23 protein-coding genes are annotated in these 26,744 nt (G+C 70.3%); 20 read left to right on the top strand and 3 right to left on the bottom strand.

Features of this window, described 5'->3' with window-relative positions; genetic code table 11:
• Nucleotides 1–331 precede the first annotated feature (331 nt).
• The 20 genes from thrB (at nucleotide 332) to ACMA1D_RS20065 (ending at nucleotide 21,892) form a co-directional block, all read left to right on the top strand.
• Nucleotides 332–1,246, top strand: a complete 915-nt coding sequence (gene thrB, locus ACMA1D_RS20160) for a homoserine kinase (protein ID WP_414725399.1) — start codon at nucleotides 332–334, stop codon at nucleotides 1,244–1,246.
• Nucleotides 1,247–1,651: 405 nt separating this feature from the next.
• On the top strand, nucleotides 1,652–3,703 hold the full coding sequence (gene rho / locus ACMA1D_RS20155) for a transcription termination factor Rho (RefSeq protein ID WP_414725398.1): 2,052 nt from the start codon (nucleotides 1,652–1,654) through the stop codon (nucleotides 3,701–3,703).
• Nucleotides 3,704–4,157: 454 nt separating this feature from the next.
• The gene (locus ACMA1D_RS20150; RefSeq protein WP_414725397.1) at nucleotides 4,158–5,369 is read left to right on the top strand and encodes an LCP family protein; all 1,212 of its coding nucleotides are present in this window, start codon (nucleotides 4,158–4,160) and stop codon (nucleotides 5,367–5,369) included.
• Between the two features lie 515 nt (nucleotides 5,370–5,884).
• Complete coding sequence (rpmE, locus tag ACMA1D_RS20145) at nucleotides 5,885–6,109, top strand: 50S ribosomal protein L31 (RefSeq protein WP_414725396.1); 225 nt, start codon at nucleotides 5,885–5,887, stop codon at nucleotides 6,107–6,109.
• Nucleotides 6,110–6,268: 159 nt separating this feature from the next.
• Nucleotides 6,269–7,348: a peptide chain release factor 1 gene (gene prfA / locus ACMA1D_RS20140; protein ID WP_349989928.1), complete on the top strand. Its 1,080-nt coding sequence runs from the start codon at nucleotides 6,269–6,271 to the stop codon at nucleotides 7,346–7,348.
• A 9-nt stretch (nucleotides 7,349–7,357) separates the two neighbouring features.
• Nucleotides 7,358–8,239: a peptide chain release factor N(5)-glutamine methyltransferase gene (prmC, locus tag ACMA1D_RS20135; protein ID WP_414725395.1), complete on the top strand. Its 882-nt coding sequence runs from the start codon at nucleotides 7,358–7,360 to the stop codon at nucleotides 8,237–8,239.
• Nucleotides 8,240–8,334: 95 nt separating this feature from the next.
• Nucleotides 8,335–8,982, top strand: a complete 648-nt coding sequence (locus tag ACMA1D_RS20130; RefSeq protein WP_414725394.1) for an L-threonylcarbamoyladenylate synthase — start codon at nucleotides 8,335–8,337, stop codon at nucleotides 8,980–8,982.
• A complete protein-coding gene (locus tag ACMA1D_RS20125; RefSeq protein WP_414725393.1) occupies nucleotides 8,979–9,653 on the top strand; it encodes a protein-tyrosine-phosphatase in 675 nt (224 codons plus the stop codon). The genes ACMA1D_RS20130 and ACMA1D_RS20125 overlap by 4 nt, the downstream gene beginning before the upstream one ends.
• A 612-nt stretch (nucleotides 9,654–10,265) precedes the next feature.
• Nucleotides 10,266–11,567: a serine hydroxymethyltransferase gene (glyA, locus tag ACMA1D_RS20120; RefSeq protein ID WP_414725392.1), complete on the top strand. Its 1,302-nt coding sequence runs from the start codon at nucleotides 10,266–10,268 to the stop codon at nucleotides 11,565–11,567.
• 95 nt (nucleotides 11,568–11,662) lie between these two features.
• Nucleotides 11,663–13,021: an MraY family glycosyltransferase gene (locus ACMA1D_RS20115; RefSeq protein ID WP_414725391.1), complete on the top strand. Its 1,359-nt coding sequence runs from the start codon at nucleotides 11,663–11,665 to the stop codon at nucleotides 13,019–13,021.
• 463 nt (nucleotides 13,022–13,484) lie between these two features.
• Nucleotides 13,485–13,922: a hypothetical protein gene (locus tag ACMA1D_RS20110; protein WP_414725390.1), complete on the top strand. Its 438-nt coding sequence runs from the start codon at nucleotides 13,485–13,487 to the stop codon at nucleotides 13,920–13,922.
• A 264-nt stretch (nucleotides 13,923–14,186) separates the two neighbouring features.
• A complete protein-coding gene (gene atpB / locus ACMA1D_RS20105; RefSeq protein ID WP_414725389.1) occupies nucleotides 14,187–14,996 on the top strand; it encodes a F0F1 ATP synthase subunit A in 810 nt (269 codons plus the stop codon).
• 81 nt (nucleotides 14,997–15,077) lie between these two features.
• Nucleotides 15,078–15,326 (top strand): F0F1 ATP synthase subunit C, encoded by a 249-nt coding sequence (locus ACMA1D_RS20100; RefSeq protein WP_184572433.1) that lies wholly within the window; start codon nucleotides 15,078–15,080, stop codon nucleotides 15,324–15,326.
• Between the two features lie 41 nt (nucleotides 15,327–15,367).
• Complete coding sequence (locus ACMA1D_RS20095; protein WP_414725388.1) at nucleotides 15,368–15,922, top strand: F0F1 ATP synthase subunit B; 555 nt, start codon at nucleotides 15,368–15,370, stop codon at nucleotides 15,920–15,922.
• Nucleotides 15,919–16,743, top strand: a complete 825-nt coding sequence (locus tag ACMA1D_RS20090) for a F0F1 ATP synthase subunit delta (RefSeq protein ID WP_414725387.1) — start codon at nucleotides 15,919–15,921, stop codon at nucleotides 16,741–16,743. The genes ACMA1D_RS20095 and ACMA1D_RS20090 overlap by 4 nt, the downstream gene beginning before the upstream one ends.
• Nucleotides 16,744–16,864: 121 nt before the next feature.
• Nucleotides 16,865–18,436: a F0F1 ATP synthase subunit alpha gene (gene atpA / locus ACMA1D_RS20085; protein ID WP_414725386.1), complete on the top strand. Its 1,572-nt coding sequence runs from the start codon at nucleotides 16,865–16,867 to the stop codon at nucleotides 18,434–18,436.
• Nucleotides 18,437–18,438: 2 nt separating this feature from the next.
• On the top strand, nucleotides 18,439–19,365 hold the full coding sequence (locus ACMA1D_RS20080) for a F0F1 ATP synthase subunit gamma (RefSeq protein WP_414725385.1): 927 nt from the start codon (nucleotides 18,439–18,441) through the stop codon (nucleotides 19,363–19,365).
• 1 nt (nucleotide 19,366) lies between these two features.
• Nucleotides 19,367–20,821 (top strand): F0F1 ATP synthase subunit beta, encoded by a 1,455-nt coding sequence (gene atpD, locus ACMA1D_RS20075; protein WP_349996054.1) that lies wholly within the window; start codon nucleotides 19,367–19,369, stop codon nucleotides 20,819–20,821.
• A gap of 107 nt (nucleotides 20,822–20,928) precedes the next feature.
• A complete protein-coding gene (locus ACMA1D_RS20070) occupies nucleotides 20,929–21,306 on the top strand; it encodes a F0F1 ATP synthase subunit epsilon (RefSeq protein ID WP_349996052.1) in 378 nt (125 codons plus the stop codon).
• Between the two features lie 118 nt (nucleotides 21,307–21,424).
• Nucleotides 21,425–21,892, top strand: coding sequence for a DUF2550 domain-containing protein (locus ACMA1D_RS20065; RefSeq protein ID WP_414725384.1), 468 nt, complete (start codon nucleotides 21,425–21,427; stop codon nucleotides 21,890–21,892).
• 647 nt (nucleotides 21,893–22,539) lie between these two features.
• Here ACMA1D_RS20065 and ACMA1D_RS20060 read toward each other — a convergent pair.
• The 3 genes from ACMA1D_RS20060 to ACMA1D_RS20050 form a co-directional block, all read right to left on the bottom strand.
• Nucleotides 22,540–24,321, bottom strand: coding sequence for a glycosyl hydrolase family 18 protein (locus tag ACMA1D_RS20060; protein ID WP_414725383.1), 1,782 nt, complete (start codon nucleotides 24,319–24,321; stop codon nucleotides 22,540–22,542).
• Nucleotides 24,322–24,584: 263 nt separating this feature from the next.
• Nucleotides 24,585–25,286 carry a response regulator gene (locus tag ACMA1D_RS20055; RefSeq protein ID WP_414725382.1) on the bottom strand — a complete coding sequence of 234 codons (702 nt, stop codon included), beginning with the start codon at nucleotides 25,284–25,286 and terminating at the stop codon, nucleotides 24,585–24,587.
• On the bottom strand, nucleotides 25,283–26,569 hold the full coding sequence (locus ACMA1D_RS20050; protein ID WP_414725381.1) for a sensor histidine kinase: 1,287 nt from the start codon (nucleotides 26,567–26,569) through the stop codon (nucleotides 25,283–25,285). The genes ACMA1D_RS20055 and ACMA1D_RS20050 overlap by 4 nt, the downstream gene beginning before the upstream one ends.
• Between the last annotated feature and the right edge of the window lie 175 nt (nucleotides 26,570–26,744).

The following is a 26,744-nucleotide window of genomic DNA, read 5'->3' as shown; positions in this document are numbered from 1 at the left end:
TCCCTTGGCATCCGGCCGCCGAGCAGCGATAAAGGAGCGACAGAGGAGCACGGGAAGGCTCGCGACACGCATCGTGCGCCTCCCGTGCGCCCTATGTCGCCACAGAACCTTCCTTCGATAGGCTGTACTGAATCCGCCCCGTCGCAGCGCACCCGTCACAGCGCAATCGCCTGTGTGCGGCCGTGCCGAACGGTCCTTGCGGTGTTCCCGTACTTCGTCGATCCGCCGCAGTCCCACACCGCAGCCCGCACACGTCCCGACACGTTCGCAGTAATTCGCAGCAACACCTCTCGTCCCACGTCCACAGTCACACAAGGAGAGTCATCGAGCGATGGCCGGTCCAGCGTTCCGTGCCGCCGCCGTCCGGGTGCGCACCCCCGCCACCAGCGCCAATCTCGGCCCCGGCTTCGACTCCCTGGGCCTGGCCCTGGGGCTCTACGACGACGTGGTGGTCCGCGTCGCCGACGCCGGTCTGCACATCGACATCGCCGGTGAGGGCGCGGACAGCGTGCCGCGCGACGAGAACCATCTGCTCGTACGGTCCCTGCGGGCCGCCTTTGACCTACTCGGAGGCCAGCCCCGCGGCCTGGAGCTGGTGTGCGCCAACCGGATTCCGCACGGCCGCGGGCTCGGCTCGTCGGCCGCCGCCATCTGTGCCGGGATCGTGGCCGCCAGGGCGGTGACCATAGGCGGCGCCGAGCGGCTCGGGGACGAGGCCCTGCTGGAACTGGCCACCGAACTCGAAGGACACCCGGACAACGTTGCGGCCTGTCTCTTCGGCGGGTTCACGCTGTCCTGGATGGACGCCGGCGTCGCCCGGGCCATTCGGATGACACCGACGGATTCCATCGTTCCGGTGGTCTTCGTCCCCGCCGGCGCCGTGGCGACCGAAACGGCCCGCGGACTGCTCCCGCGCACCGTCCCGCACGCGGACGCGGCGGCCAACGCGGCCCGCGCCGCGCTCCTGGTCGAGGCCCTGACCAGGCGCCCCGAGCTGCTGCTCACCGCCACCGAGGACCGGCTCCACCAGGAGTACCGCACGCCCGCCATGCCCGAGAGCGTGGGCCTGGTCAACCGATTGCGCGCCGACGGCGTCCCTGCGGTCATCTCCGGTGCGGGCCCCACGGTGCTCGCGCTGGTCGAGAGCGGTGCGGCCGAGAAGGTCGCACGCCTGGCGGGCGAGGGGTGGGCGGCCAACCGGCTGGCTCTCGACGCCGTGGGCACGAGCGTCCTGCCGCTCGCCTGACGCACGGGCCCGGGCCGCCCCCGGACCTGGCTGAAATGCGATTGCCGGACTTGGAGAGGGGGAATGTTTGTTGGAGCCGGTAGTGTTAACCTCAAGTCTGCACCTGTCGCCTTTCGGTCTGTTGCAAAGGCGCAGTGCTCACCGTCCCCCTTCGGGACCACCCTTCTTCCGGGAGCCTCCCCAACTGCCTGAGCAGCCTGCCTGAGCAGTGTTGAGCACGCTCCGGAATCGGCGTGGCGGATCTGAGTGATAGGTCTCTACCGCGCGCCGGACCCAGCACCGATCTTTCCGCCGTCCTGGCGGACCACCGCCCCGGTCAGGTCCATGCAATGCGGACCACAGCCGGACAGCACAACCGGTCGCCGAGCCAGACAGGCCGACGCCCGCTCCAGGGAAGGACCCTTCGTGAGCGACACCACCGATCTGATGGGCGTGAACGCCTCCGGCACCACCGACAGCTCTGTCGGCAATGCCGCCGCGCCCGCCACGGACGCTGCCGCCGCGCCTGCCACCGGTGCCACTGCCAGTGCCCCGAGGCGGCGCCGTTCCGGTACCGGCCTTGACGCCATGGTCCTGGCCGAGCTCCAGCAGCTCGCCTCCAGCCTCGGCATCAAGGGCACCGCGCGGATGCGGAAGAGCCAGTTGATCGAGGTCATCAAGGAGAAGCAGGCAGGTTCGGGTGGTGCCAAGAGCACCGAGACCGCGCCCGCAGCCGAGGCGCCGGCCAAGCCCAAGCGCCGTACGACCTCCCGGGCCCGCACCGGCGAGGGTGCCGACAAGCAGGCTGAGGGGGCGGCCGAGCAGGCCCCCGCCCAGCAGCAGATCGACATCCCCGGTCAGCCGGTGAGCGACGAGGCCCCGCCGGTCGAGCGCCGCCGGCGCCGCGCCACCTCCCAGGCGGGCAGCCCGGAAGCCGCCGAGCAGCCGGCCGAGCCGCAGCCCGAGGCTCGTAGCGAAGCCAAGGCGGAGGCCCGTAACGAGGCCAAGTCCGAGGCCGCAGCCGCCGACGGCCAGGACGGCAAGCCCGCCAAGGCCGAGCGCGCCGAGCGTGCCGAGCGCGGCCAGAAGGGCGAGCGCAGAGAGCGCGGCAACCAGCGCGACCGCGGCGACCGCGAGAGCCGTCGCGGCAAGAACGACGACGGCGGCCAGGGCGGCCGTCAGCAGCGCGAGGGCCGTGGCCAGGGGCAGCAGCGGTCCGACGAGGACGGCGAGGACTTCGAGGGCGGCCGGCGCGGCCGGCGCGGGCGCTACCGCGACCGGCGTGGCCGCCGGGGCCGCGACGACTTCGGCAACGAGCCGCAGGTCGCCGACGACGACGTCCTGATCCCGGTCGCCGGCATCCTGGACATCCTCGACAACTACGCCTTCATCCGTACGTCCGGCTACCTGCCGGGGCCCAACGACGTGTACGTCTCGCTGGCCCAGGTCCGCAAGAACGGGCTGCGCAAGGGCGACCACGTCACCGGTGCGGTGCGGCAGCCGCGGGAGGGCGAGCGGCGCGAGAAGTTCAACGCGCTGGTACGGCTCGACTCCGTCAACGGCATGGCCCCCGAGACCGGTCGCGGCCGGCCCGAGTTCGGCAAGCTGACGCCGCTGTACCCGCAGGACCGGCTGCGCCTGGAGAACGAGTCCGGCGCGCTGACCACCCGGATCATCGACCTGGTGACGCCGATCGGCAAGGGCCAGCGCGGTCTGATCGTGGCCCCGCCGAAGACCGGCAAGACCATGATCATGCAGGCGATCGCCAATGCGATCACGCACAACAGCCCCGAGTGCCACCTGATGGTCGTCCTCGTCGACGAGCGGCCCGAAGAGGTCACCGACATGCAGCGGTCGGTCAAGGGCGAGGTCATCTCCTCGACCTTCGACCGCCCGGCCGAGGACCACACCACCGTCGCCGAGCTCGCCATCGAGCGGGCCAAGCGGCTGGTGGAGCTCGGGCACGACGTCGTGGTGCTGCTGGACTCCATCACGCGTCTGGGCCGTGCCTACAACCTGGCGGCGCCCGCCTCCGGCCGCATCCTCTCCGGTGGTGTGGACTCCACCGCGCTCTACCCGCCGAAGAAGTTCTTCGGTGCCGCGCGGAACATCGAGGACGGCGGCTCGCTGACCATCCTGGCCACCGCGCTGGTCGACACCGGCTCGCGGATGGACGAGGTGATCTTCGAGGAGTTCAAGGGCACCGGCAACATGGAGCTCAAGCTCGACCGCAAGCTCTCCGACAAGCGGATCTTCCCGGCGGTGGACGTGGACGCGTCCTCCACCCGTAAGGAGGAGATCCTGCTCGGCAGCGAGGAGCTGGCGATCGTCTGGAAGCTCCGCCGGGTGCTGCACGCGCTGGACTCGCAGCAGGCCATCGAGCTGCTGCTGGACAAGATGAAGCAGACCAAGTCCAACGCCGAGTTCCTGATGCAGATCGCCAAGACCACGCCCGCCCCGGGCAACGGCAACGACTGACGCCGGGCGTCGGACGCGGTGCCGCGCCCCAGCGGCGCGGGACCGGGCGTGATGCACCGGCTCCGCCGGTGACGTGCGCGTCTCCCCTCTTCCGGGACTCAGGGCCCCTTCCGTACCAGATGGGACGGAAGGGGCCCTTCCGCATGTTCGGGCCCGGGTGGGGAGCCCCGGCGACAGGGCGCCCTGGCCGGTCGACGGGGCGCCGGGCTGAGATGTGGAGCACAACGATTACCGGCCACGGTCGGCGCGACGGATGCCACTGATGTCGATGAAACAGCAGGTGAACGGCGTCGGTACGGGCCGCGGTACGGGCCCTACCGGCGATCAAGAGGCGATTTTTACCTGGGCCCCCGCATGCAACCCTGACGCCTGAGCCCTCGTCTGACTAGTCACGATGGGGCGCGCCAAACCGTGGCGTCAGGGGGTAGCGAAACCACCGAGGACTGAGGAGCCCATGGCGGACGAGAGTAAGAGCGAGTCGGTGGACCGGCGTCGCCATGGCCGAAAAGGCAAGCGCCGCAGGCCGAAGGCGACGACCAAGCGGCGCCGCGGACTGGTGATCACCGCGTGGATAGCCGGGTCCGTCGTCCTGCTGGGCGGGGGAGCGCTCGGATACCTCTACTACCAGCTCAACGGCAACCTGACCGGCGTGGACATCAATGCCGCGCTGGGCACCGACCGCCCGGACGACGTCGACAACGGCTCGATGGACATCCTGGTCCTCGGCTCGGACTCACGGGCCGGCAAGAACAGCAAGTACGGCAAGGACGAGGGCGGCGCCCGCTCGGACACCGCGATGATCCTGCACGTGTACGAGGGCCGGAAGAAGGCCAGCGTCGTCAGCATCCCGCGGGACCTGCTCATCGACCGCCCCCCTTGCACCAAGGACGGCCAGGAGGCCCCGGCGGCCCACCGGGCGATGTTCAACACCGCGTACGAGGTCGGCGGGCCGGCCTGTGCGGTCAAGACCGTCGAGGCGATGACCAGCATCCGCATGGACCACTACATGGAGGTGGACTTCTCCGGCTTCAAGAACCTCATCGACGACCTCGGCGGCGTGGACATCACCACGACCGAGCGTGTCCGGGACAAGAAGAGCCACCTCGACCTGGAGCCCGGGGACCACACCCTCAACGGCGAACAGGCGCTCGGCCTGGTCCGCACCCGGCACGCCGTCGGCGACGGCACCGACCTCGGCCGGATCAAGCTCCAGCAGGCGTTCATCAAGGCCCTGATCGACCAGGTCAAGGACGTCAACCTGTTCGGCAACCCGAAGAAGCTGTACGACCTGGCGGACACCTCCACCAAGTCGCTCACCACCGACTCCGAGCTGGCCTCGGTCGACAAGCTGCTGGGCTTCACCCGCGGCCTCAAGGGCATCGACTCCAAGCACATGACGATGGTGACGCTGCCGGTGGTGTACGACACGATCGACATCAATCGGGTGGTGCCGATGGAGGAGAAGGCCAAGCAGGTGTGGCAGGCGCTGCTGGCCGACCGGCCGATCCCGAAGTCCGCCACCGAAGGCTCGGTCGGCAACCAGCCGGAGGCAGGCAAGGTGGTCGAGAGCGCCGACGGGCCCGAACCCGACCCCACCGGCAGCTCCACCGGGCCGACCCCCACCACCAGCGCCCCGGCCCTGACCCCGACCGGCACCCGCGGCTGAGCCCCGTACGGGCGCGGCCGACCACCGGCCGCGCCCCGCGACCTGGGCCGTGCGCGAGGTCGCCCGAGAGGGCCGTACGCGGCGGGGAGCCGTACGGCCGTACGGGAGGGCCCGTCCGCGCATGATGCACATGAGGCCGCACGAGAACGCCGTACGGCCAGGTCAGCCGCGCGTCAGCCGTGCGCGAGCCGCGCACCGGCCGGAGGGCGGGCCATGCGCGAGGCCCCGCGGGAAGGCGTGCGGCAAGCCGTAGGCCAAAGCCGTGCGAGAGCCCTGCGCAAGCCGTTCGACCGGCCTCCCGCCGCCCCGGCACGGCGGTCGGCGGGCGCCTCGGGCGGCCTGCCCCGGGGTGGGGGAATACCTCCCGACCGGCCCCCGTTTTGGGAGATGCGGCCAGTGCTGGCAGACTGGTCCGTCGGCTCCGGTTCACGTCGGGCAGCCTTCCCTTCCGACCTGCCCATCGGGTCGAAGGGGGCCCAGCGACCCGGTGCCCTCCCGAAACCTAGGAGATTCCCTTGAAGAGCGACATCCACCCCGAGTACGTCGAGACCCAGGTGAGCTGCACCTGTGGCGCGTCGTTCACCACTCGTAGCACCGTGAGTGAAGGCACCATCCGTGCCGACATCTGCTCCGAGTGCCACCCGTTCTACACGGGCAAGCAGAAGATCCTCGACACGGGTGGCCGCGTTGCCCGCTTCGAGGCCCGCTTCGGCAAGAACGCCGGGTCCGCCAAGAAGTAGCGACCCCTTCGGCGCCGGTTCCCGGCCGCCCCGCCCCGGGGTGGCCGTGGGCCGGCGTTCTGTCGTAGCGGCCACCTCCGGCCGCTGCACGGGCCCGCTCCCCACCGGCGCGCGGGCCCCGACCCACACCAGAGCCCCCTTGCGGAGAAACGAGTCCCGATGTTCGAGGCGGTCGAGGAACTGATCGGCGAGCACGCCGACCTCGAAAAGCGGCTCGCCGACCCCGCGGTCCACGCCGACCAGCGGGAGGCGATGCGGTTGAACAAGCGGTACGCGGAACTGACCCCGATCATCGCCACCTACCGCGCCTGGAAGGCGTGCGGCGAGGACATCGAGGCCGCCCGCGAACTGGCCGCCGACGACCCGGACTTCGCCGACGAGGTCAAGGAGCAGGAGAAGCTCCGCGAGGAGCTGACCGAGAAGCTGCGGCTGCTGCTCGTACCGCGCGACCCCAGCGACGACAAGGACGTCATCCTGGAGGTCAAGGCGGGCGAGGGCGGCGAGGAGTCCGCGCTGTTCGCCGGCGACCTGCTGCGCATGTACCTGCGGTACGCCGAGCGCGTCGGCTGGAAGACCGAGATCATCGAGGCCAACGAGTCCGACCTCGGCGGCTACAAGGACGTGCAGGTCGCGGTCAAGACCAAGGGCGGTGGCGGAGCCACCGAGCCCGGGCAGGGCGTCTGGGCCCGGTTGAAGTACGAGGGCGGGGTGCACCGCGTGCAGCGGGTTCCGGCCACCGAGTCGCAGGGCCGCATCCACACCTCGGCCGCCGGCGTCCTGGTCACGCCCGAGGCCGAGGAGGTCGAGGTCGAGATCGGGCCGAACGACCTGCGCATCGACGTGTACCGCTCGTCGGGACCCGGCGGCCAGTCCGTCAACACCACCGACTCCGCGGTCCGCATCACCCACCTGCCCACCGGCATCGTCGTCTCCTGCCAGAACGAGAAGAGCCAGCTCCAGAACAAGGAGCAGGCCATGCGTATCCTGCGCTCACGACTTCTCGCCGCGGCCCAGGAGGAGGCCGAGCGCGAGGCGTCCGATGCGCGCCGCAGCCAGGTCCGTACGGTGGACAGGTCCGAGCGCATCCGTACGTACAACTTCCCGGAGAACCGGATCTCCGATCACCGGGTCGGCTTCAAGGCGTACAACTTGGACCAGGTGCTCGACGGCGAACTGGACGCGGTCATCCAGGCGTGCGTCGACGCCGACTCCGCGGCCAAGCTGGCCGCCGCCCAGTAGGAGGGGCCAGTGCAGCAGTCACCCGGGGGCCGCCCCCCGAACCCGCGGTCCGTGCTGCTCGCTGAGGTGGCACAGGCCACCCAGCGGCTCGCCGACGCGGGCGTGCCATCGCCGCGCTTCGACGCGGAGGAACTCGCCGCGTTCGTCCACGGCGTCAAGCGGGGTGAACTGCACGCCGTCGCCGACGCGGACTTCGACGCCCGCTACTGGGAGACGATCGCCCGCCGCGAGGCCCGCGAACCGCTCCAGCACATCACCGGGCGCGCCTTCTTCCGCTACCTGGAACTGCACGTCGGCCCCGGCGTCTTCGTGCCCCGCCCGGAGACCGAGTCGGTGGTCGGCTGGGCCATAGACGCGGTACGGGCCATGGACGTGGTCGAGCCGCTGATCGTGGACCTGTGTACCGGCTCCGGGGCCATCGCCCTGGCCCTGGCCCAGGAGGTGCCGCGCTCGCGCGTGCACGCCGTCGAACTCGACGAGAGCGCCCTCCAGTGGGCCCGCAAGAACACCGAGGGCTCCCGGGTGGTCCTGCACCACGGTGATGCGCTCACCGCGCTGCCGGAGCTCGACGGCCAGGTCGACCTGGTGATCAGCAACCCGCCGTACGTGCCGCTGACCGAGTGGGAGTACGTGGCCCCCGAGGCCCGCGACCACGACCCGGCGCTGGCGCTGTTCTCCGGCGAGGACGGCCTGGACACCATCCGCGGCATCGAGCGCACCGCGTTCCGGCTGTTGCGTCCGGGCGGCGTCGTCGTGGTCGAGCACGCCGACACGCAGGGCGGCCAGGTGCCGTGGATCTTCACCGAGGAACGGGGGTGGGCGGACGCCGCGGACCACCCGGATCTCAACAAGCGCCCCCGCTTCGCCACCGCACGCCGGGCCATGCCATGACGAGCGCCATGGCGAAGGCATGCCCGCGCGGCGCAGCCGTGGTGCGCGACGGTGCGCCCCGGCAGACATTGGTCACGTACGAGGAGGTCCGTTAAATGGCTCGGCGATACGACTGCGGTGACGCGACCGACCGCAAGACCGGTCTGCGCGAGGCCGCGTCCGCGATCCGCCGCGGGGAACTGGTCGTGCTGCCCACCGACACCCTCTACGGGATCGGGGCGGACGCGTTCAGTCCGGAGGCCGTCGCTGACCTGCTGGCGGCCAAGGGCCGTGGGCGCGGCATGCCCTCGCCCGTCCTCGTCGGGTCCCCGAACACGCTGCACGGGCTGGTCACGGACTTCTCCGAGCAGGCGTGGGACCTGGTGGACGCGTTCTGGCCGGGCGCGCTGACGCTGGTCGCCCGCCACCAGCCGTCGCTGACCTGGGACCTGGGGGAGACCCGGGGCACGGTCGCGGTGCGGATGCCGCTGCACCCGGTGGCGATCGAGCTGCTGACCGAGTTCGGGCCGATGGCGGTCTCCAGCGCCAACCTGAGCGGCCACCCCTCGCCGCAGGACTGCGACGCGGCCCAGGACATGCTCGGCGACTCCGTCTCGGTCTACCTCGACGGCGGGCCCACGCCGGCCGCCGTGCCGTCCTCGATCGTGGACGTCACCGGCAAGGTGCCGGTCCTGCTGCGCGCGGGTGCGCTCAGCGCCGAAACGCTTCGCGAGGTCGTACCCGATCTTGAGGTGGCCAATTGACGTCCCCCCACGGGCGTGGCATAGCGGACGGTGGCTTCACCCGCGACGGTGACCCCGACGGCGCGGGCACCTTTCGCATCCTCCACGTCAGCACCGGCAACGTGTGCCGCTCGCCCATCACCGAGCGGCTGAACCGGCATGCCCTGGCTCACCGGCTCGGCGACCCGTACATCGGCGGTCTGGTCGTGGAGAGCGCGGGCACCTGGGGACACGAGGGCGCGCCGATGGAGGCGCACGCCGCCACGGTCCTGGCCGACCTCGGCGCGGACCCGGCCGGTTTCCTCGGCAGGGAACTCCTCGACGAGCACGTCATCCGCGCCGACCTGGTGCTCACCGCGACGCGCGACCACCGGGCCCAGGTGATCTCGATGGGGCACTCGGCCGGGTTGCGCACCTTCACGCTCAAGGAGTTCACCCGCCTGGTGCGGGCCATAGACCCGGCGACGCTGCCCGATCCGGAGCTGAGCGGCGGCGTGGTCGAGCGCGCCCGGGCGCTGGTGCGGGCCGCTGCCGCGCTGCGCGGCTGGCTGCTGGCCCCCACCGAGGACGCGGACGAGGTGCACGACCCGTACGGGGCGCCGATCACGTTCTTCCGCAGCATCGGCGACGAGATCAACCAGGCCCTCGACCCCGTCGTCACGGCCCTGACCGGGGTGCCGGCCCGGGCGTGAGGGGCCGGCCCGGGCGTGCGGGCGCCGGCCGGTCGGTCGGTGCCGGCCGGCGGTGCGCACGCCGGGGGTGGGTTGCCCGGTCGGCTGCTGCGGTGTCGCTCGTTGCGCCGCCGGCCTGCTGGCCGTTGCCCCGCGGGCCGTGGCCCGTCGCCCGCCGCGGCGCAGGCTGTCGCGGTGTTGCCGGTCGCGCCGCCGGTCCGCGGCCCGTCGCCCACCGCCCCGGTCCGCAGGCCGCTGTCCGTCGCGGCGCCAGCGGGCCCGTACCGTCGCGCGGGGGCGCTCGTAGGGTAATCGGACGGCCCGCGCCCCGCAGGGGCTGACACGGGCTCGTATGGGCTCCCAGGGGCTCGTACGGGCGACAAGCCGGCCCTACCGCAGCCGCTGGACCGCGGACGCCCCGCGGGCGGGCGGACGACCGGGACACCGCCGGACGGACGGGCAGAGGGGCGGGCGAACCGGCGGGCCTGACGCTCGCCGGTGAACGGGCGGGACGCCGCCGTTCGGTCGGCTTCTTCGGTACGGGTGCCGCGCGCCGCGCCCGACGCCGGGCGCGGCACGCCCGCCGGACCTACATTGGGCGGTACGTCCCCGTCTAGGCCCGGAGCAGCCGCCATGTCGGTCATCGCCACGTCCTTGCCACAGACCCCCTGGGGAACCGATCTCGACGCGCTCCAGCGGGCCGACCCCGAAATCGCCGGGGTGCTGCTCGGTGAGGTGGAGCGGCAGTCCGGCGGGCTCCAGCTCATCGCGGCCGAGAACTTCACCTCGCCGGCCGTGCTCGCCGCGCTCGGTTCGCCGCTGGCCAACAAGTACGCCGAGGGCTACCCGGGCGCCCGCCACCACGGCGGCTGCGAACTGGTCGACCTCGCCGAACGGATCGCGATCGACCGGGCCAAGGCGCTCTTCGGCGCCGACCACGCCAACGTCCAACCCCACTCGGGCTCGTCCGCCATGCTCGCCGCGTACGCCGCACTGCTGCGCCCCGGCGACACCGTGCTGGCCATGGCGCTACCACACGGCGGCCACCTCACCCACGGTTCGCCGGCCAACTTCTCCGGCCGCTGGTTCGACTTCGTCGGCTACGGCGTGGACCGCGCCACCGGCCTCATCGACTACGACCAGGTGCGCGCGCTCGCCCTCGCGCACCGCCCGCGGGCCATCGTCTGCGGCTCGATCTCGCACCCGCGCCACCCCGACTACGCCGCGTTCCGGCAGATCGCCGACGAAACCGGCGCCTACCTCATCGCCGACGCCGCCCACCCCATCGGCCTGGTCGCAGGCGGCGCCGCCCCGAACCCGGTGCCGTACGCGGACGTGGTGTGCGCCACCACGCACAAGGTGCTGCGCGGCCCGCGCGGTGGCTTGATTCTGTGCGGTGCACCGCTCGCCGAGCGCATCGACCGGGCCGTCTTCCCCTTCACCCAGGGCGGCGCACAGATGCACACGGTGGCGGCCAAGGCGGTCGCCTTCGCGCAGGCGGCCACCCCCGACTTCGTGGGGTACGCGCACCGGGTGGTGGCACACGCCCGCACGTTGGCCGAGGCGCTGGCCGAGGAGGGGCTCGGACTGCTCACCGGCGGCACCGACACCCACTTGATCAGCGCGGACGTGACCGGACTCGGTCTTGACGGGCGCACCGCCCGTGGGCTGCTGGCCGCCGCCCACATCGTCCTGGACACCTGCGCCCTGCCCGCCCCCGGCCGGGGCGACGGCTATCTGAAGGGCATCAGGCTCGGCACCGCGGCCATCACCACGCAGGGCATGGGCACGGCCGAGGTGGAGCGGGTCGGGCGGCTGATCGGGGCCGCCCTGCGGGGGGAGCCCGGGGTGCGCGAGGCAGTGGTGGAACTGGCCGGGACCTTTCCCCCGTATCCGACCGCGACGAAGGCCCGGACCAGCGACGGGAACCGTTGAACCGCCCCGTGCGTCTGTCTTGAAGTTCACAGAAGAAGGTCGGACACGCATAGGGTGTGGGGCTGTGATGGCCAGCGAAACCTCTGGGGCAGCCCGTGCGTGAATACCTGCTGACGCTGTGTGTCACGGCTGCGGTCACCTATCTGCTCACCGGCCCGGTGCGGAAGTTCGCCATCGCGGCCGGGGCGATGCCCGAGATCCGCGCCCGCGACGTGCACCGCGAACCGACCCCGCGGCTTGGCGGGATCGCGATGTTCGGCGGACTGTGCGCGGGGTTGCTCGTCGCGGCCCACCTGACCAACCTCAAGAGCGTCTACGAGATCTCCAACGAGCCGCGCGCGCTGCTCTCCGGCGCCGGCCTGATCTGGCTGCTCGGCGTCCTGGACGACAAGTGGGGCGTGGACGCGCTGGTCAAGCTGGGCGGCCAGATGATCGCCGCCGGCGTGATGGTCCTCCAGGGCCTGACCATCCTGTGGATTCCGGTGCCCGGCGTCGGCACCGTCTCGCTCACCCCGATGCAGGGCACCCTGCTCACCGTGGCGCTCGTGGTGATCACCATCAACGCCGTCAACTTCGTCGACGGCCTCGACGGACTGGCCTCGGGCATGGTGTGCATCGCGGCCACCGCGTTCTTCATGTACGCGTACCGGATGTGGTTCGGGTACGGCGTGGAGGCCGCGGCCCCCGCGACGCTGTTCGCCGTCATCCTGATGGGCATGTGCCTGGGGTTCCTGCCGCACAACATGCACCCGGCGCGGATCTTCATGGGCGACTCCGGGTCGATGCTGATCGGCCTGGTGATGGCCGCCGGCGCGATCTCGATCACCGGCCAGGTCGACCCCGACCTGCTGAACTCCTCCGCGGGTTCGGAGCGGGCCGCCGTGCACGCGATGGTGCCGGTGTACATCCCGCTGCTGCTGCCGCTGACCGTCCTCGCGGTGCCCGTCGCCGACCTGGTGCTGGCCATCGTGCGGCGCACCTGGAACGGCCAGTCGCCGTTCGCCGCCGACCGCGGCCACCTGCACCACCGACTCCTGGAGATCGGCCACTCGCACAGCCGCGCCGTGCTCATCATGTACTTCTGGTCGGCGCTCATCGCCTTCGGCGCGGTGGCCTACTCGGTCAACTCCGCCAGCGTCTGGGTGGTCCTCACCATCGCCGCCCTGAGCGGCGTGGGCCTGGTCCTGCTGCTGCTCCCGCGCTTCACCCCGCACGCGCCGCGCTGGGCGGAGCAGGTCTTCCCGCCCCGCTACCGGCGCGGTCGCCGGCGGGGCGCGCACGCGGCGGGCGGCGCCCCGCACGAGGGCGCGGCGGCGGGCCCGGAACAGGCGGCGGACGAGGGCGATCCGCAGGACGCGGACCGGGAGTCGGTGCCGGCCGGGTTCCACGGGGCGACGGCGGTCGGTGACCGTTCGCGGTTGCCGCAGCGCCGCCGGATCAGCACGCACCGCTGACCGGGCGCCGCACGGCCGGGCGCTCCTGTCGGCTGTTCCCGTCGGATGTTCTCGCTGGGCGTGGCATCGCCCGACCCGTCGCTCTCGGGTGGCGTACGGGCTCAGGCGTACGGGCCCGGGGCCGGCGATGCCCAATGCAGTCGATACGCAATGCAAAGGTGCGAAGGCCGGCGCCCGTGTGGGGGAGGCCGGTGGGGCGGGGCCCGATAAGGTGCACCCGCCCCCTACCAGACTTGGGCGACGGCGTCAGCTAGGCGCGACGGAAGTCACCCTTCTGTGTGACGGGCGGCACACTTTATAGGTAAAGGCCTCATCAAATAGTTTGTGATACCGTTCACGAAACCCGGTGCACAGATCCTAAGGGCCCCAGTGCGATGGTCCTTTGGGTCCTAGGTCATCCCCTGCCCCGGGCTACGCTCGTCCATGACGACGCCCGCCCTCTCGCCCAGCCGGAGCTGCCGCCATGCAGTCGAATGACGCCCGAATCTTCCTCCATACCGCCGTGCCCACCGCTGCCGCCGGCGTACTCGCCGTCGTACTCAGCGCCGTGTTCGCAGGTGGCAAGGGGGCGGTCGGTGCGGTCATCGGTGCGCTGTTGGTGATTGCGCTCATGGGCATGGGGCTCGTCGTCCTCCAGTGGATTGCCAAATCCCTGCCCCAGCTTTTCCAGGGCATTGGACTGGTGCTGTACGTGGTGCAGCTCCTGCTGATGGTGGTATTTCTCGCGGTGTTCAAGAACGCGACGTTCTTCAACCCCCGGGCGTTCGCCATCACTCTGGTCGCCGCCACCATCGTGTGGATCGGAGCCCAGGCCCGTGCACAGATGAAGGCCAAGGTCTTCTACGTCGACCCGGCGGCTGCCCAGGCGCAGAAGCCAGAGACCGCAGGGTCCTCGACGTGACACGTAGGGGCGGAATAAATGTCCGCACGAGCGCCTGCTATCGTCCGGTGCCATCTGCGGCACGGCTGGCGCCGGCGGCTGAACTCCCGTATTGCGCGGGACGCAACCAGCGGCCACCTCGGCAGGTGCCAGTGACCCGCCCCGGCCCAGCGCCGACCAGCCGCTCTCTCATCCGTAAGACCAGTCCAGTGCCGTTCCGTGGCTCCGTGCCGCGCCGACACAACGAGGTTGCCGTACCCATGCGCCACGCTGAAGGAGCTCGCGGTGAGTTCTGACCAGACGCTCGCCTTCGAGACCGATTGCCACATCTTTGACGGGTGCGGCTTCCCGGCCCCAGGGCTTCACTCGTTCACTTTCGACCCGATCTTCACCGTCGGCAGCTTTGAGTTCAACAAGCCGATGCTGCTGGCGTTGCTCGGAACGGTTGCCATCGTCTGGTTCTTCTGGGCGGCCTTCGGAAAGGCCAAGGTCGTTCCGGGCAAGCTCCAGATGGTCGGCGAGGCGGGGTACGACTTTGTCCGTAAGGGCATCGTCTACGAGACCCTGGGCAAGAAGGAGGGCGAAAAGTACGTCCCCCTCATGGTCTCGCTGTTCTTCTTCGTATGGATCATGAACCTGTGGTCGATCATCCCGGTGGCACAGTTCCCGGTGACGTCGATCATCGCCTTCCCCGCCGCCATGGCGTTGGTCGTCTACGTCCTCTGGATGTACCTGACCTTCAGCAAGCACGGCTTCATCGGCGGCCTGAAGAACATCACCGGCTATGACAAGTCGCTCGGCGGAGTGCTGCCGCTGGTGATGTTCCTGGAGTTCATGTCCAACGTCATCGTGCGCCCCTTCACGCACGCGGTCCGGCTCTTCGCCAACATGTTCGCCGGTCACCTGCTGCTGCTGATGTTCACCATCGCCAGCTGGTACCTGCTGAACGGGATCGGCATCGCGTACGCGGGTGTCTCGTTCGTGCTGACCATCGTGATGACGGCCTTCGAGCTGTTCATCCAAGCCGTCCAGGCGTACGTCTTCGTGCTGCTGGCGGCCACTTACGTACAGGGCGCTCTGGCCGAGCACCACTGAGCACCCGCCTCCCTCAGTCCCGTCCCATAGACGTCCGGTGGCCAACCCCCACCGGTCCGTGAAAGAGAAGGAAGAACCGGCATGTCCGCTCTCCAGACCATTGCTGCTGGTGTCGAAATCAAGGGCAACCTTGGCTCGATCGGTTACGGCCTCGCGGCCATCGGCCCCGGCGTCGGCGTCGGCATCATCTTCGGTAACGGCACCCAGGCTCTCGCCCGTCAGCCCGAGGCTGCCGGTCTGATCCGCGCCAACCAGATCCTCGGCTTCGCCTTCTGTGAGGCGCTCGCCCTGATCGGTCTGGTTATGCCGTTCGTCTACCCGACCAGCTGATCACGGCGTAACGCCCAGTTGATTCGACGAAAGGCACTGATGTGAACGCCCTGGTACAGATGGCGTCCGAGGAGGCAGAGAACCCCCTCGTCCCGCCGATCCCAGAGCTCGTCATCGGCCTGATCGCCTTCGCGATCGTCTTCCTCTTCCTCGCCAAGAAGCTCCTCCCGAACATCAACAAGGTTCTGGAAGAGCGCCGCACGGCGATCGAGGGCGGCATGGAGAAGGCCGAGGCCACCCAGGCCGAGGCGCAGCAGGTTCTCGATGACTACCGGGCCCAGCTCGCTGACGCCCGCCACGAGGCCGCGCGCCTGCGCCAGGAGGCGCAGGAGCAGGGCGCCACGCTCATCGCCGAGATGCGCGCGGAGGGTCAGCGGCAGCGTGAGGAAATCATCGCCGCTGGTCACGCCCAGATCGAGGCCGACCGCAAGCAGGCCGCGCTCTCGCTGCGCCAGGACGTGGGCAAGCTCGCCACCGAACTGGCCAGCAAGCTCGTGGGCGAAGCGCTTGAGGACAACGCCCGGCAGAGCCGCACCATCGACCGCTTCCTCGACGGGCTTGAGGACAGCGCGACGAAGGCCGAGGCCACGCGATGAACGGAGCGAGCCGCGAGGCGCTGGCCTCCGCACGCGAGCAGCTCGACGCGCTGACGGACAACACCTCCGTCGACGCGGCGAAGCTCGCCGAGGAGCTGGCCGCCGTCACCACGCTGCTCGACCGCGAGGTGTCGCTGCGCCGGGCCCTGACCGACCCGGCACAGTCCGGCGACGCCAAGGCCGAGCTGGTGGGCCGACTGCTCGGCAACCAGCTCGGCGGCGAGGTCATCGACCTGGTCTCCGGCATGGTCCGCTCCCGCTGGTCGCGCTCGCGTGACCTGGTGGACGCGGCCGAGGAGCTGACGGCCAGCGCCGACCTCATCGCCGCCCAGCGCGCCGGTGCGCTCGACGACGTGGAGGACGAGGTGTTCCGGTTCGGCCGGATCGTCTCCTCCTCCACCGAGCTGCGGGCCGCGCTGGCCGCGAAGGCCAGCCACCAGGGCGCCGCGACGGCCAAGGCGGAACTGCTGCGCACGCTGCTCGGGGGACGGGTCAACCCGGTCACCGAGCGGCTGGTGGTCCGCCTCGTCACCCAGCCCCGGGGACGTAGCCTGGAAGCAGGGCTGGACGCCCTCTCCAAGCTGGCCGCGGACCGCCGCAGCCGCATGGTCGCCGTCGTCACCTCCGCGGTGCCGCTGAGCGACCAGCAGAAGCAGCGCCTCGGCGATGCGCTCGCCAGGGTGTACGGGCGCTCCGTACACCTCAACCTCGAAGTGGACCCCAGCGTCCTCGGCGGGGTCACGGTGCGCATCGGCGACGAGGTCATCAACGGCAGCATCGCGGACCGTCTCGACGAGGCGGCCCGGCGGATGGCCGGCTGACCAGCCACCAACTCAACAAGCATTGCTAGCGGCCCGAGTTGGGCCGACTGAGTCCTCTGGGGGGTAGCCCCCAGACCCCCCAGAAAAACTTCGGGCCCAACAAGGAGAGCAGGGAACCCAGATGGCGGAGCTCACGATCCGGCCGGAGGAGATCCGGGACGCACTGGAGAACTTTGTCCAGGCGTACACGCCGGACGCGGCCTCGCGCGAGGAGGTCGGTACGGTCAGCGTTGCCGGCGACGGCATCGCGAAGGTCGAGGGACTGCCCTCGGCCATGGCGAACGAGCTGCTGAAGTTCGAGGACGGCACCCTTGGTCTCGCCCTCAACCTTGAGGAGCGCGAGATCGGCGCCGTTGTCCTCGGCGAGTTCAACGGCATCGAGGAGGGGCAGCCGGTCACCCGTACCGGCGAGGTCCTCTCGGTCGCCGTTGGCGAGGGCTACCTGGGTCGCGTCGTCGACCCGCTCGGCAACCCGATCGACGGCCTCGGCGAGATCGAGACCGAAGGCCGGCGCGCCCTGGAGCTTCAGGCCCCCGGCGTCATGGTGCGTAAGTCGGTGCACGAGCCGATGCAGACCGGCCTCAAGGCCGTCGACGCGATGACCCCGATCGGCCGCGGCCAGCGCCAGCTCATCATCGGTGACCGGCAGACCGGCAAGACCGCGCTGGCCGTCGACACGATCATCAACCAGCGTGACAACTGGCGCTCCGGCGACCCCAAGAAGCAGGTCCGCTGCATCTACGTCGCCGTCGGCCAGAAGGGCTCCACCATCGCCGGCGTGCGCGGCGCGCTGGAGGAGGCGGGCGCCCTTGAGTACACGACGATCGTCGCGGCTCCGGCGTCCGACCCGGCAGGCTTCAAGTACCTCGCCCCGTACACCGGCTCGGCCATCGGTCAGCACTGGATGTACCAGGGCAAGCACGTCCTGATCGTCTTCGACGACCTCTCCAAGCAGGCCGACGCCTACCGCGCCGTGTCCCTGCTGCTGCGTCGCCCGCCGGGCCGTGAGGCCTACCCGGGTGACGTCTTCTACCTGCACTCGCGGCTCCTGGAGCGTTGCGCCAAGCTCTCGGACGACCTCGGCGCCGGCTCGATGACCGGTCTGCCGATCGTCGAGACCAAGGCGAACGACGTGTCGGCGTTCATCCCGACCAACGTCATCTCCATCACCGACGGCCAGTGCTTCCTGGAGTCGGACCTGTTCAACGCGGGCCAGCGGCCGGCGCTGAACGTCGGTATCTCGGTCTCCCGAGTCGGTGGCTCGGCCCAGCACAAGGCGATGCGCCAGGTCTCCGGCCGGCTCCGCGTGGACCTCGCCCAGTTCCGTGAGCTGGAGGCGTTCGCCGCCTTCGGTTCCGACCTGGACGCGGCGTCCAAGGCGTCGCTGGAGCGCGGCAAGCGCATGGTCGAGCTGCTCAAGCAGGGCCAGTACGCGCCGTTCTCCACCGAGGACCAGGTCGTCTCCATCTGGGCCGGCACCTCCGGCAAGATGGACGACGTACCGGTCCAGGACATCCGCCGCTTCGAGCGTGAGCTCCTCGACTTCCTGCACCGGGAGCACAAGGACCTGCTGACCTCGATCCGCGAGGGCGGCAAGATGTCGGACGACACCCTCCAGGCCGTCGCCGACGCCATCGCCTCCTTCAAGCGGCAGTTCGAGACCTCGGACGGCAAGCTGCTGGGTGAGGGCTGAGCATGGGCGCCCAGGTACGGGTATACAAGCGCCGCATCAAGTCCGTCACCGCCACCAAGAAGATCACCAAGGCGATGGAGATGATCTCCGCGTCGCGCATCGTGAAGGCGCAGCGTCAGGTTGACGCGTCTTCGCCGTACGCGAACGAGCTCACCCGCGCCGTCCGTGCAGTGGCCACCGGGTCCAACACCAAGCACCCGCTGACCACCGAGGTGGAGCGTCCGACGCGGGCCGCCGTGCTGCTCATCACGAGCGACCGCGGTCTGGCCGGCGGCTACTCCTCCAACGCCATCAAGGCGGCCGAGCAGCTCACCGAGCGGCTCACCGCCGAGGGCAAGGAGGTCCTGTCGTACATCGTCGGCCGTAAGGGCGTGTCCTACTACAGCTTCCGGGGCCGTACGGTCACGGAGTCGTGGACGGGCTTCACGGACAACCCGACGTACGCGGACGCCAAGGCGGTCGCGGGCTCGCTCATCGAGGCCGTGACCACGGAGACGGCCGAGGGCGGTGTGGACGAGCTGCACATCGTCTTCACCGAGTTCGTGTCGATGATGACGCAGACGCCGGTCGACGCCCGGCTGCTGCCGCTGAGCCTCGAAGAGGCGACCGGGCAGGCGGAGACCTCGGGCGCGGGCAAGGAGCAGATCCTGCCCCTGTTCGAGTTCGAGCCCTCGGCCGAGGACGTCCTCGACGCCCTGCTGCCGCGGTACGTCGAGAGCCGGATCTACAACGCGCTGCTCCAGTCGGCTGCCTCCAAGCACGCCGCCACGCGCCGCGCGATGAAGTCGGCGACCGACAACGCGGAAGAACTCATCAAGTCGCTCACGCGGCTTGCCAACGCGGCCCGCCAGGCCGACATCACCCAGGAAATCAGCGAGATCGTCGGTGGCGCGAGCGCCCTGGCCGACGCGACCGCGGGGAGTGACTGATATGACCACCACTGTTGAGCCGACCGCTCCTGCCGGCGTGGCCACTGGCCGCGTCGCGCGGGTCATCGGCCCGGTCGTCGACGTGGAGTTCCCCGTCGACGCGATGCCGGAGATCTACAACGCGCTGACCGTCGAGGTGGCCGACCCGGCCGAGGACGGCAAGCTCAAGACGCTGACCCTTGAGGTCGCCCAGCACCTGGGCGAGGGCATGGTCCGCGCCATCTCGATGCAGCCGACCGACGGCCTGGTCCGTCAGGCGGCCGTCACCAACACCGGCGACGGCATCACCGTCCCGGTCGGTGACATCACCAAGGGCAAGGTGTTCAACACCCTCGGCCAGATCCTCAACGAGCCCGAGGCCGAGAAGGACGTCACCGAGCGCTGGGCGATCCACCGCAAGGCCCCCGACTTCGACCAGCTTGAGTCGAAGACGGAGATGTTCGAGACCGGCCTGAAGGTCGTCGACCTGCTGACCCCGTACGTCAAGGGCGGCAAGATCGGTCTGTTCGGCGGCGCCGGCGTCGGCAAGACCGTCCTCATCCAGGAAATGATCATGCGTGTGGCCAAGCTGCACGAGGGCGTTTCCGTGTTCGCCGGTGTCGGCGAGCGCACCCGTGAGGGCAACGACCTCATCGACGAGATGACCGACTCGGGCGTGCTGGACAAGACCGCGCTGGTCTTCGGCCAGATGGACGAGCCCCCGGGCACCCGTCTGCGCGTCGCGCTGGCCGGCCTCACCATGGCCGAGTACTTCCGTGACGTCCAGAAGCAGGACGTGCTGTTCTTCATCGACAACATCTTCCGCTTCACGCAGGCCGGCTCCGAGGTCTCCACGCTGCTCGGCCGTATGCCGTCCGCGGTGGGTTACCAGCCGAACCTGGCGGACGAGATGGGCCTCCTCCAGGAGCGCATCACCTCGACCCGTGGTCACTCCATCACCTCGATGCAGGCGATCTACGTCCCCGCCGACGACCTCACCGACCCGGCCCCGGCGACCACCTTCGCGCACCTCGACGCGACGACGGTGCTCTCCCGTCCGATCTCGGAGAAGGGCATCTACCCGGCGGTGGACCCGCTGGACTCGACGTCCCGCATCCTGGACCCGCGGTACATCTCGCAGGACCACTACGAGTGCGCCTCGCGGGTCAAGGGGATCCTCCAGAAGTACAAGGACCTCCAGGACATCATCGCCATTCTCGGCATCGACGAGCTCGGCGAGGAGGACAAGCTCACGGTCCACCGCGCCCGTCGCATCGAGCGCTTCCTGTCGCAGAACACCCACGCGGCGAAGCAGTTCACCGGCCTCGACGGCTCGGACGTCTCGCTGGACGAGTCGATCAGCGCGTTCAACTCGATCGCCGACGGTGAGTTCGACCACTTCCCCGAGCAGGCGTTCTTCATGTGCGGTGGCCTGGACGACCTCAAGGCCAAGGCCAAGGAGCTGGGCGTCGCCTGACGCTGACGTAACGGGAGGGGCGGGTGTGTCCCGCCCCTCCCCGCACGCCCACTAGAATTCGACCCAACACCCGGCACACCTGCCGGGTGTCGACCCGAGGAGCCACGTTGGCTGCTGAGCTGCACGTCGAGCTGGTCGCTGCGGACCGGAGTGTCTGGTCCGGCGCGGCCACCTTGGTCATCACGCGCACCACATCGGGTGACATCGGCGTCATGCCCGGCCACCAGCCGCTGCTCGGTGTGCTGGAGTCGGGCCCGGTGACCATCCGTACGAGCGACGGCGGGACGGTGATCGCCGCGGTGCACGGCGGGTTCATCTCGTTCGCCGACGACAAGCTGTCGCTGCTCGCGGAGATCGCGGAGCTGTCTGACGAGATTGACGTTCAGCGTGCCGAGCGGGCGCTGGAGCGTGCCAAGTCGGAGGCGGACGACGCCGCCGAGCGGCGCGCCGAGGTCCGACTGCGCGCGGTGGCGGGCGCGCACTGAGCCGGCCACCGATACGTACGATCCTCAGCCGCGGACCCCGCTGGACCTTGATCCAGCGGTCCGCGGCTGAGGCGATGCAGGTGCGGGTTTTCCGGATGATGCGAGGAGGTCGGTAAAGATGGTCCTCGCTCTGCTCGTGAGCGGCGCGGTCGTCGTACTCGTGCTGCTGGGACTCTTCGTCTTCGGCTTGCGAAGGCGATTGATCCAGCGTGCCGGAGGGACCTTCGACTGTAGTTTGCGCTGGGACGTGACCGTCCGCGGCGAGCAGGACGCCGCGGCCGGCGAGCCGAGCGGCAAGGGCTGGGTGTACGGCGTCGCCCGCTACAGCGGTGACCGGGTGGAGTGGTTCCGCGTCTTCTCGTACGCGCCCCGCCCGCGCCGCCTCCTGGAACGCTCGGCCATCGAGGTCATCGCCCGGCGCACCCCCCAGGGTGAGGAAGAGCTCGCCCTCCTCTCGGACGCGGTCGTCCTGGCCTGCTCGCACCGCGGCACCCAACTGGAACTCGCAATGAGCGAGGACGCGCTGACCGGCTTCTTGGCTTGGCTGGAGGCGGCGCCGCCGGGGCAACGAGTCAATGTGGCTTAGAAAGAGGCGTCTCGTTGTTTGGGGGCCCCTCCCAGCGTTAGCTGGGGGAGAGTCAATGTGGCTTAGATAGAGGCGTCTCGTTGTTGGGGGGTGCCGACCAGCGTTGGCTTGGGGCGCATCACATGTGGCTTGGGCAGGGATGTTGCGTTGTTCGGGGGCGCTGCCCGGCGGTGAGGGAGCACAGGTTGCTCGGGTGGGTTGGGCTCGGGGGTGGGTGAGGGTGTTTCCCGGGTTGGTGGTGGTTGGTGGTGACTGGGTGGGCCGTGACTGAGCTGGTGCTCGTACGGTTCGGGGTGGGTGTGTCGTGGGTGTGGGTGGGTGGGACCTGGTCTTGGGCCGGGGGTGGGACGTACAGGTTTCGGAGTCTTCCGGGGCCTGTTTTTTCATGCCCTCCTCAGGGTTGCTGGTTGTGGCTTGTGTGTGGGGTGGCTCGGGGGCGGGTGGGTTGTTCGGCCGTGGGTGGGGCCAGGGTGGGAAGGGACCGGGGCCGGGGGACGTGGGCATGCGGAAGGACCGGAGAGGCGGCGGGCGGTGCCGTCTCTCCGGTCCGGTTTCACACCGTGCACGAGGCTGTCGCGTGCACGTTCCTCGGGGTGCGGCGGGGCCGCCGTGGCGGGCCGTCCGTGCGGCCCGCCACTCCGAGGGGGTTAGCGCAGGCCGCTGTTGATGGCCGAGATCAGCTCACCGTTGGTGGTGTCGCCACTGAACTCCCAGAAGAACGAGCCGCCGAGCTTCTGGTCCTTCACGTACGACATCTTGCCGCCGATGGTGGCCGGGGTGTCGTAGCTCCACCACTGGTTGCCACAGTGGGCGTAGGCGGTGCCGGCGACGGTGCCGTTCGACGGGCAGCGGTCCTTGAGGTCCTTGTAGTCCTCGATGCCCTGCTCGTACTTGCCGGGCGCGGGGCCGGTCGCGGTGCCGCCCGGCTCCTTCTGGGTGACGCCGGTCCAGCCGCGGCCGTAGAAGCCGATGCCGAGCAGCAGCTTCTTCGCCGGGATGCCCTTGCCCTTCAGCTTCTGGATCGCCGCGTCGGAGTTGAAGCCCTCCTTCGGGATGCCCTGGTAGGAGGTGAGCGGCGAGTGCGGGGCCGTCGGGCCCTTCGCGTCCCAGGCGCCGAAGAAGTCGTACGTCATGACGTTGTACCAGTCGGCGTGCTGAGCGGCGCCGGCGTAGTCGGCGAGGTCGAGCTTGCCGCCGTCCGAGCCGTCAGCGCTGATCGCCGCGGTGACCAGGTTGTCCTTGCCGAACCGGTCCCGGGTCGCCTTCATCAGCGCGGTGAGGGAGTTCTGGCCGCTCGTGTCGCAGGTCAGACCACAGGCGTTCGGGTACTCCCAGTCCAGGTCGATGCCGTCGAAGACATCGGCCCAGCGCGGGTCCTCGACCAGCTTGTAGCAGGAGTCGGCGAAGGCGGCCGGGTTCTTGGCCGCGTCACCGAAGCCGCCGGACCAGGTCCAACCACCGAACGACCACAGCACCTTGATGTGCGGGTACTTGGCCTTCAGCTTGCGGAGCTGGTTGAAGTTGCCGCGCAGCGGCTGGTCCCAGGTGTCCGTCTTGCCGTCGACGCTCGCGCTGGCGTCGTACATCTTCTCGTAGTCGGCGTAGCTGTCGCCGATCGTGCACTTGCCGCCCTGGACGTTGCCGAAGGCGTAGTTGATGTGCGTGATCTTCTCGGCGGTGCCGGACGTCACCAGGTTCTTGACGTGGTAGTTGCGCTGGTAGACACCCCAGTTGGTGAAGTACCCAAGCTTGACCGCGTCGCCTACGGGCGGCTCGCCGCCGCCACCGGTGGTGCGCACGGTGCGGGCGGGGCTGGCCGGGCCGACCTGGTCGGCGGTGTCGCGCGCCTTGACCGTGTACGAGTAGTCGGTGCCGGCGGTCAGACCGCTGTCGGTGTAGCTGGTGCCGGTGACGGTGGCCACCTTGGCGCCGCCACGCAGCACGTCGTAGTTCTTGATGCCCTTGTCATCGGTGGCAGCGGTCCAGCTCAGCTTCACCGAGGTGTTGGTGATCTCGCTGGCCGAGGGGGTGCCGGGAGCGGTGGGCGGGGTGTCGCCCGGCTGGGTGCTGCCGTCACAGGAGCCGCCGTTGAGCTTACAGCCGCTGGGCGCGCCGGTGCCGGTGCCGTTGAAGCCGAAGGTGACGCTGGCGCCGGGCGCCAGGGTGCCGTTCCAGCTCAGGTTCTTGGCGGTGTAGTGGCCGTTTGAACCGGAGACGGTGGCGTCCCAGCCGGAGCCGACGGTGGTGCCGGAGGGGAAGTCCCACTCGACGGTCCAACTGTTCAGCGTGGTGTCACCGGTGTTCTTGACCGTCCAGCGGCCTTCGAACCCGCTGCCCCAGTCGGATGCCTTGAGGAAGGTGGCGGTGGCGGACTCGGCGGCCTGGGCGGGAGAGGCGAGGCCAACGAGTGCGGCGAAGGGGAGGGCCATCGCGACGAGCGTCGCGGTTGTTCTGTGCCGGGTATGCCGGATGCGTCTGACGATTCCTGATCTCACTACAGGGGCTCCTGGATACTCGGGTCCGGACGTGGGGTCCGGATGTCGGGCTGAGATCTTCGCGAAACGAGCGCCGCCCAGTAAGCCGTCATTGTCATGACACGCTCACCAAAGATGTGAAGGGAGCGTAAGGAGGTCTGGACCACTGGTCAATAGGTCTGGACCAAAGTGAGAGTCGATCTGTCGACTCGTTCCGGTTAGTCGCGGGGCTGAGGTGCGCTCACGCCGCACTCCTGCGCCAACACCGCGGCCTGCACCCGGCTGCGCAGTTCCAACTTCGCCAACAACCGGCTGACGTGCGTCTTCACGGTCGCCTCCGCCATCGTGAGCCGGGTGGCCACCTCCGCGTTGGACAGCCCCTCGCCGAGGCAGCCGAGCACTTCGCGCTCGCGCCGGGTCAACGTGCCGAGGAGTTCGGAGCCCTGAGTGCTCGGCGGCTCCGGCGGCTGCACCCGGCCGAACTCGTGGATGAGGCGGCGGGTCACCGCGGGGGCGATGGTCCCCTCGCCGCGGGCCACCGTCCGCACCGCGGCCAGGAGTTCGCCCGCCTCGCTGTCCTTGAGCAGGAAGCCGGCCGCGCCCGCGCGCAGCGCGCCGAAGACGTAGTCGTCGAGGTCGAAGGTGGTCAGGACCAGCACGTCGGCCAGGCGCTCGGCGACGATCTGCCTGGTGGCCGACACCCCGTCAAGCCGGGGCATCTGCACGTCCATCAGGACTACGTCGGGGCGCAGTTCGCGCGCCATGGCCACGGCCCGCTCGCCGTCCGCGGCCTCGCCCACCACCTGGAGGTCGGGCGCCGACCGCAGGATGAGCACCAGCCCGGCCCGTACGGACGACTGGTCCTCGGCGACCAGCACCCGGATCGGGGCTGCGGGGCCCGCGTCGGTCGACTCGGTCATGCGTGCTTCTCCTCCTCCACCGGCAGTACGGCCCGTACCCGCCAGATCTTCTCCGAACCCGCCTGCGCGGGGCCCGCCTCGAAGGTGCCGCCGAGCAATTCGGTGCGCTCGCGCATGCCGACCAGACCGGCCCCGGAACCCGGCGCCCGCGGGCCGTCCCGGTCGGTGAGTGCGCTGGTCACCTCCACGCACAGCGGCCCGGTCCGGGTCCGGTCGAGCCGCACCAGGACCGTACCGGGACCCGCGTGCTTGAGCGCGTTGGTCAGCGCTTCCTGCACGATGCGGTACGCGGCCAACTCCACCGGCATCGGCAGCCCGCGGGGCGCCTCGCCGAGGGGCGTCGCCCCCGTGCCGCTGCCGGCGGCCGGCGCCTCGCCCGCGCGCGTACCGGCCTCGGCCGGGGGCTGCGGCGCGCGCTCGTCGCTGAGCACGAAGGACAGGCCGCTGTCGGCGCCGGCCCGTTCGGCCCGGTCGATCATCGCCTGGAGCCCGTCGAGCGTGGGGACCGCGGTCGGCTCCACCTCGCCGCTGGCATCGCGCAACAGTCCGATCAGCCGACGCATTTCGGCCAAACCCTGCACGCTGTTCTCGCGGATCACGCCGAGCGCCTCGCCGGTCGCCTTCGGGTCGCCGAGCGAGAGGGCGGCGGTGGAGTGGATCGCGATGGCCGACAGATGGCCGGCGACCATGTCGTGCAGCTCGCGGGCCATCCGGGCGCGCTCGGCCGCGACGGCCTCGCGCCGGTCGAGCTCGGCGAGGAGTGCGGTGCGCTCGGCCTCGTGCCGCGCCGCCTCGGCCGCGTCCCGGTGCGAGCGCACCAGTGCGCCGGTCCAGGCCGGCACGATCGTGATCATCGCGGTGGCGAAGCCGAGCAGCAGCGCGGCCGGTTCGCGGTAGGCGGCGAAGGTGCCGGCCGTGGCCAGCGCGGTGATCAGGTAGCACTCGCGCTGCACCCGGCGGGCGGTGCGCGGCGAGCCGTACAGCACGGCCGCGTACACCACGTCCGAGAACATCAGGACGGTGACCATCAGCGTGCCGGTGATCAGGTCGAGGGCGAGCGCGAGGGTGGCGACGACCAGGGCGAACCTGGGCATCGTGCGGCGCAGCAGCTCGGCCCCGCACATCACCACCAGCGCCAGCAGCAACAGCCATTCGGGCAGCCCGAAGGCGGTGGAGCTGTTGCGCAGGTCGAGCGCGTAGAGGAGGAGGCCGCCGAGCAGCCCGCTGACGCTGATGAGCACGTCGTGCTCGTGCGGTCGGAGCGGGGGCGGGCGGCGCGGCATGGCTCCATCACAGCACGGGACGCGGAGCGCCGACGTCCGCTGCCGGTCGGGCGCGCGCCGCGGCCGGTACATCGAAGGATGCAGTACGGGTTCGTCAGCGGCGACGACGCGGGCCGGGGCGGCGGCGGGGGAAGGTGGAGGGGTCGCCCGGGGCCGAGGCTCGCCCACGGGTCCG

Origin of the sequence: Streptomyces sp. 796.1 (assembly GCF_047525675.1) — a bacterium.
Lineage (GTDB): Bacteria > Actinomycetota > Actinomycetes > Streptomycetales > Streptomycetaceae > Streptomyces.
The sequence above is the reverse complement of the archived record's forward strand: the minus strand, read 5'-3'. Positions and strand labels throughout refer to the sequence as shown.

Bases quoted from the DNA above. Each gene is read 5' to 3' on its own strand.
- thrB (WP_414725399.1), top strand. From the start codon at position 332: ATGGCCGGTCCAGCGTTCCGTGCCGCCGCCGTCCGGGTGCGCACCCCC.
- ACMA1D_RS20150 (WP_414725397.1), top strand. From the start codon at position 4,158: ATGGCGGACGAGAGTAAGAGCGAGTCGGTGGACCGGCGTCGCCATGGC.
- prfA (WP_349989928.1), top strand. From the start codon at position 6,269: ATGTTCGAGGCGGTCGAGGAACTGATCGGCGAGCACGCCGACCTCGAA.
- ACMA1D_RS20130 (WP_414725394.1), top strand. From the start codon at position 8,335: ATGGCTCGGCGATACGACTGCGGTGACGCGACCGACCGCAAGACCGGT.
- glyA (WP_414725392.1), top strand. From the start codon at position 10,266: ATGTCGGTCATCGCCACGTCCTTGCCACAGACCCCCTGGGGAACCGAT.
- ACMA1D_RS20110 (WP_414725390.1), top strand. From the start codon at position 13,485: ATGCAGTCGAATGACGCCCGAATCTTCCTCCATACCGCCGTGCCCACC.
- ACMA1D_RS20100 (WP_184572433.1), top strand. From the start codon at position 15,078: ATGTCCGCTCTCCAGACCATTGCTGCTGGTGTCGAAATCAAGGGCAAC.
- ACMA1D_RS20090 (WP_414725387.1), top strand. From the start codon at position 15,919: ATGAACGGAGCGAGCCGCGAGGCGCTGGCCTCCGCACGCGAGCAGCTC.
- atpA (WP_414725386.1), top strand. From the start codon at position 16,865: ATGGCGGAGCTCACGATCCGGCCGGAGGAGATCCGGGACGCACTGGAG.
- ACMA1D_RS20080 (WP_414725385.1), top strand. From the start codon at position 18,439: ATGGGCGCCCAGGTACGGGTATACAAGCGCCGCATCAAGTCCGTCACC.
- atpD (WP_349996054.1), top strand. From the start codon at position 19,367: ATGACCACCACTGTTGAGCCGACCGCTCCTGCCGGCGTGGCCACTGGC.
- ACMA1D_RS20065 (WP_414725384.1), top strand. From the start codon at position 21,425: ATGGTCCTCGCTCTGCTCGTGAGCGGCGCGGTCGTCGTACTCGTGCTG.
- ACMA1D_RS20060 (WP_414725383.1), bottom strand. From the start codon at position 24,321: ATGGCCCTCCCCTTCGCCGCACTCGTTGGCCTCGCCTCTCCCGCCCAG.
- ACMA1D_RS20055 (WP_414725382.1), bottom strand. From the start codon at position 25,286: ATGACCGAGTCGACCGACGCGGGCCCCGCAGCCCCGATCCGGGTGCTG.
- ACMA1D_RS20050 (WP_414725381.1), bottom strand. From the start codon at position 26,569: ATGCCGCGCCGCCCGCCCCCGCTCCGACCGCACGAGCACGACGTGCTC.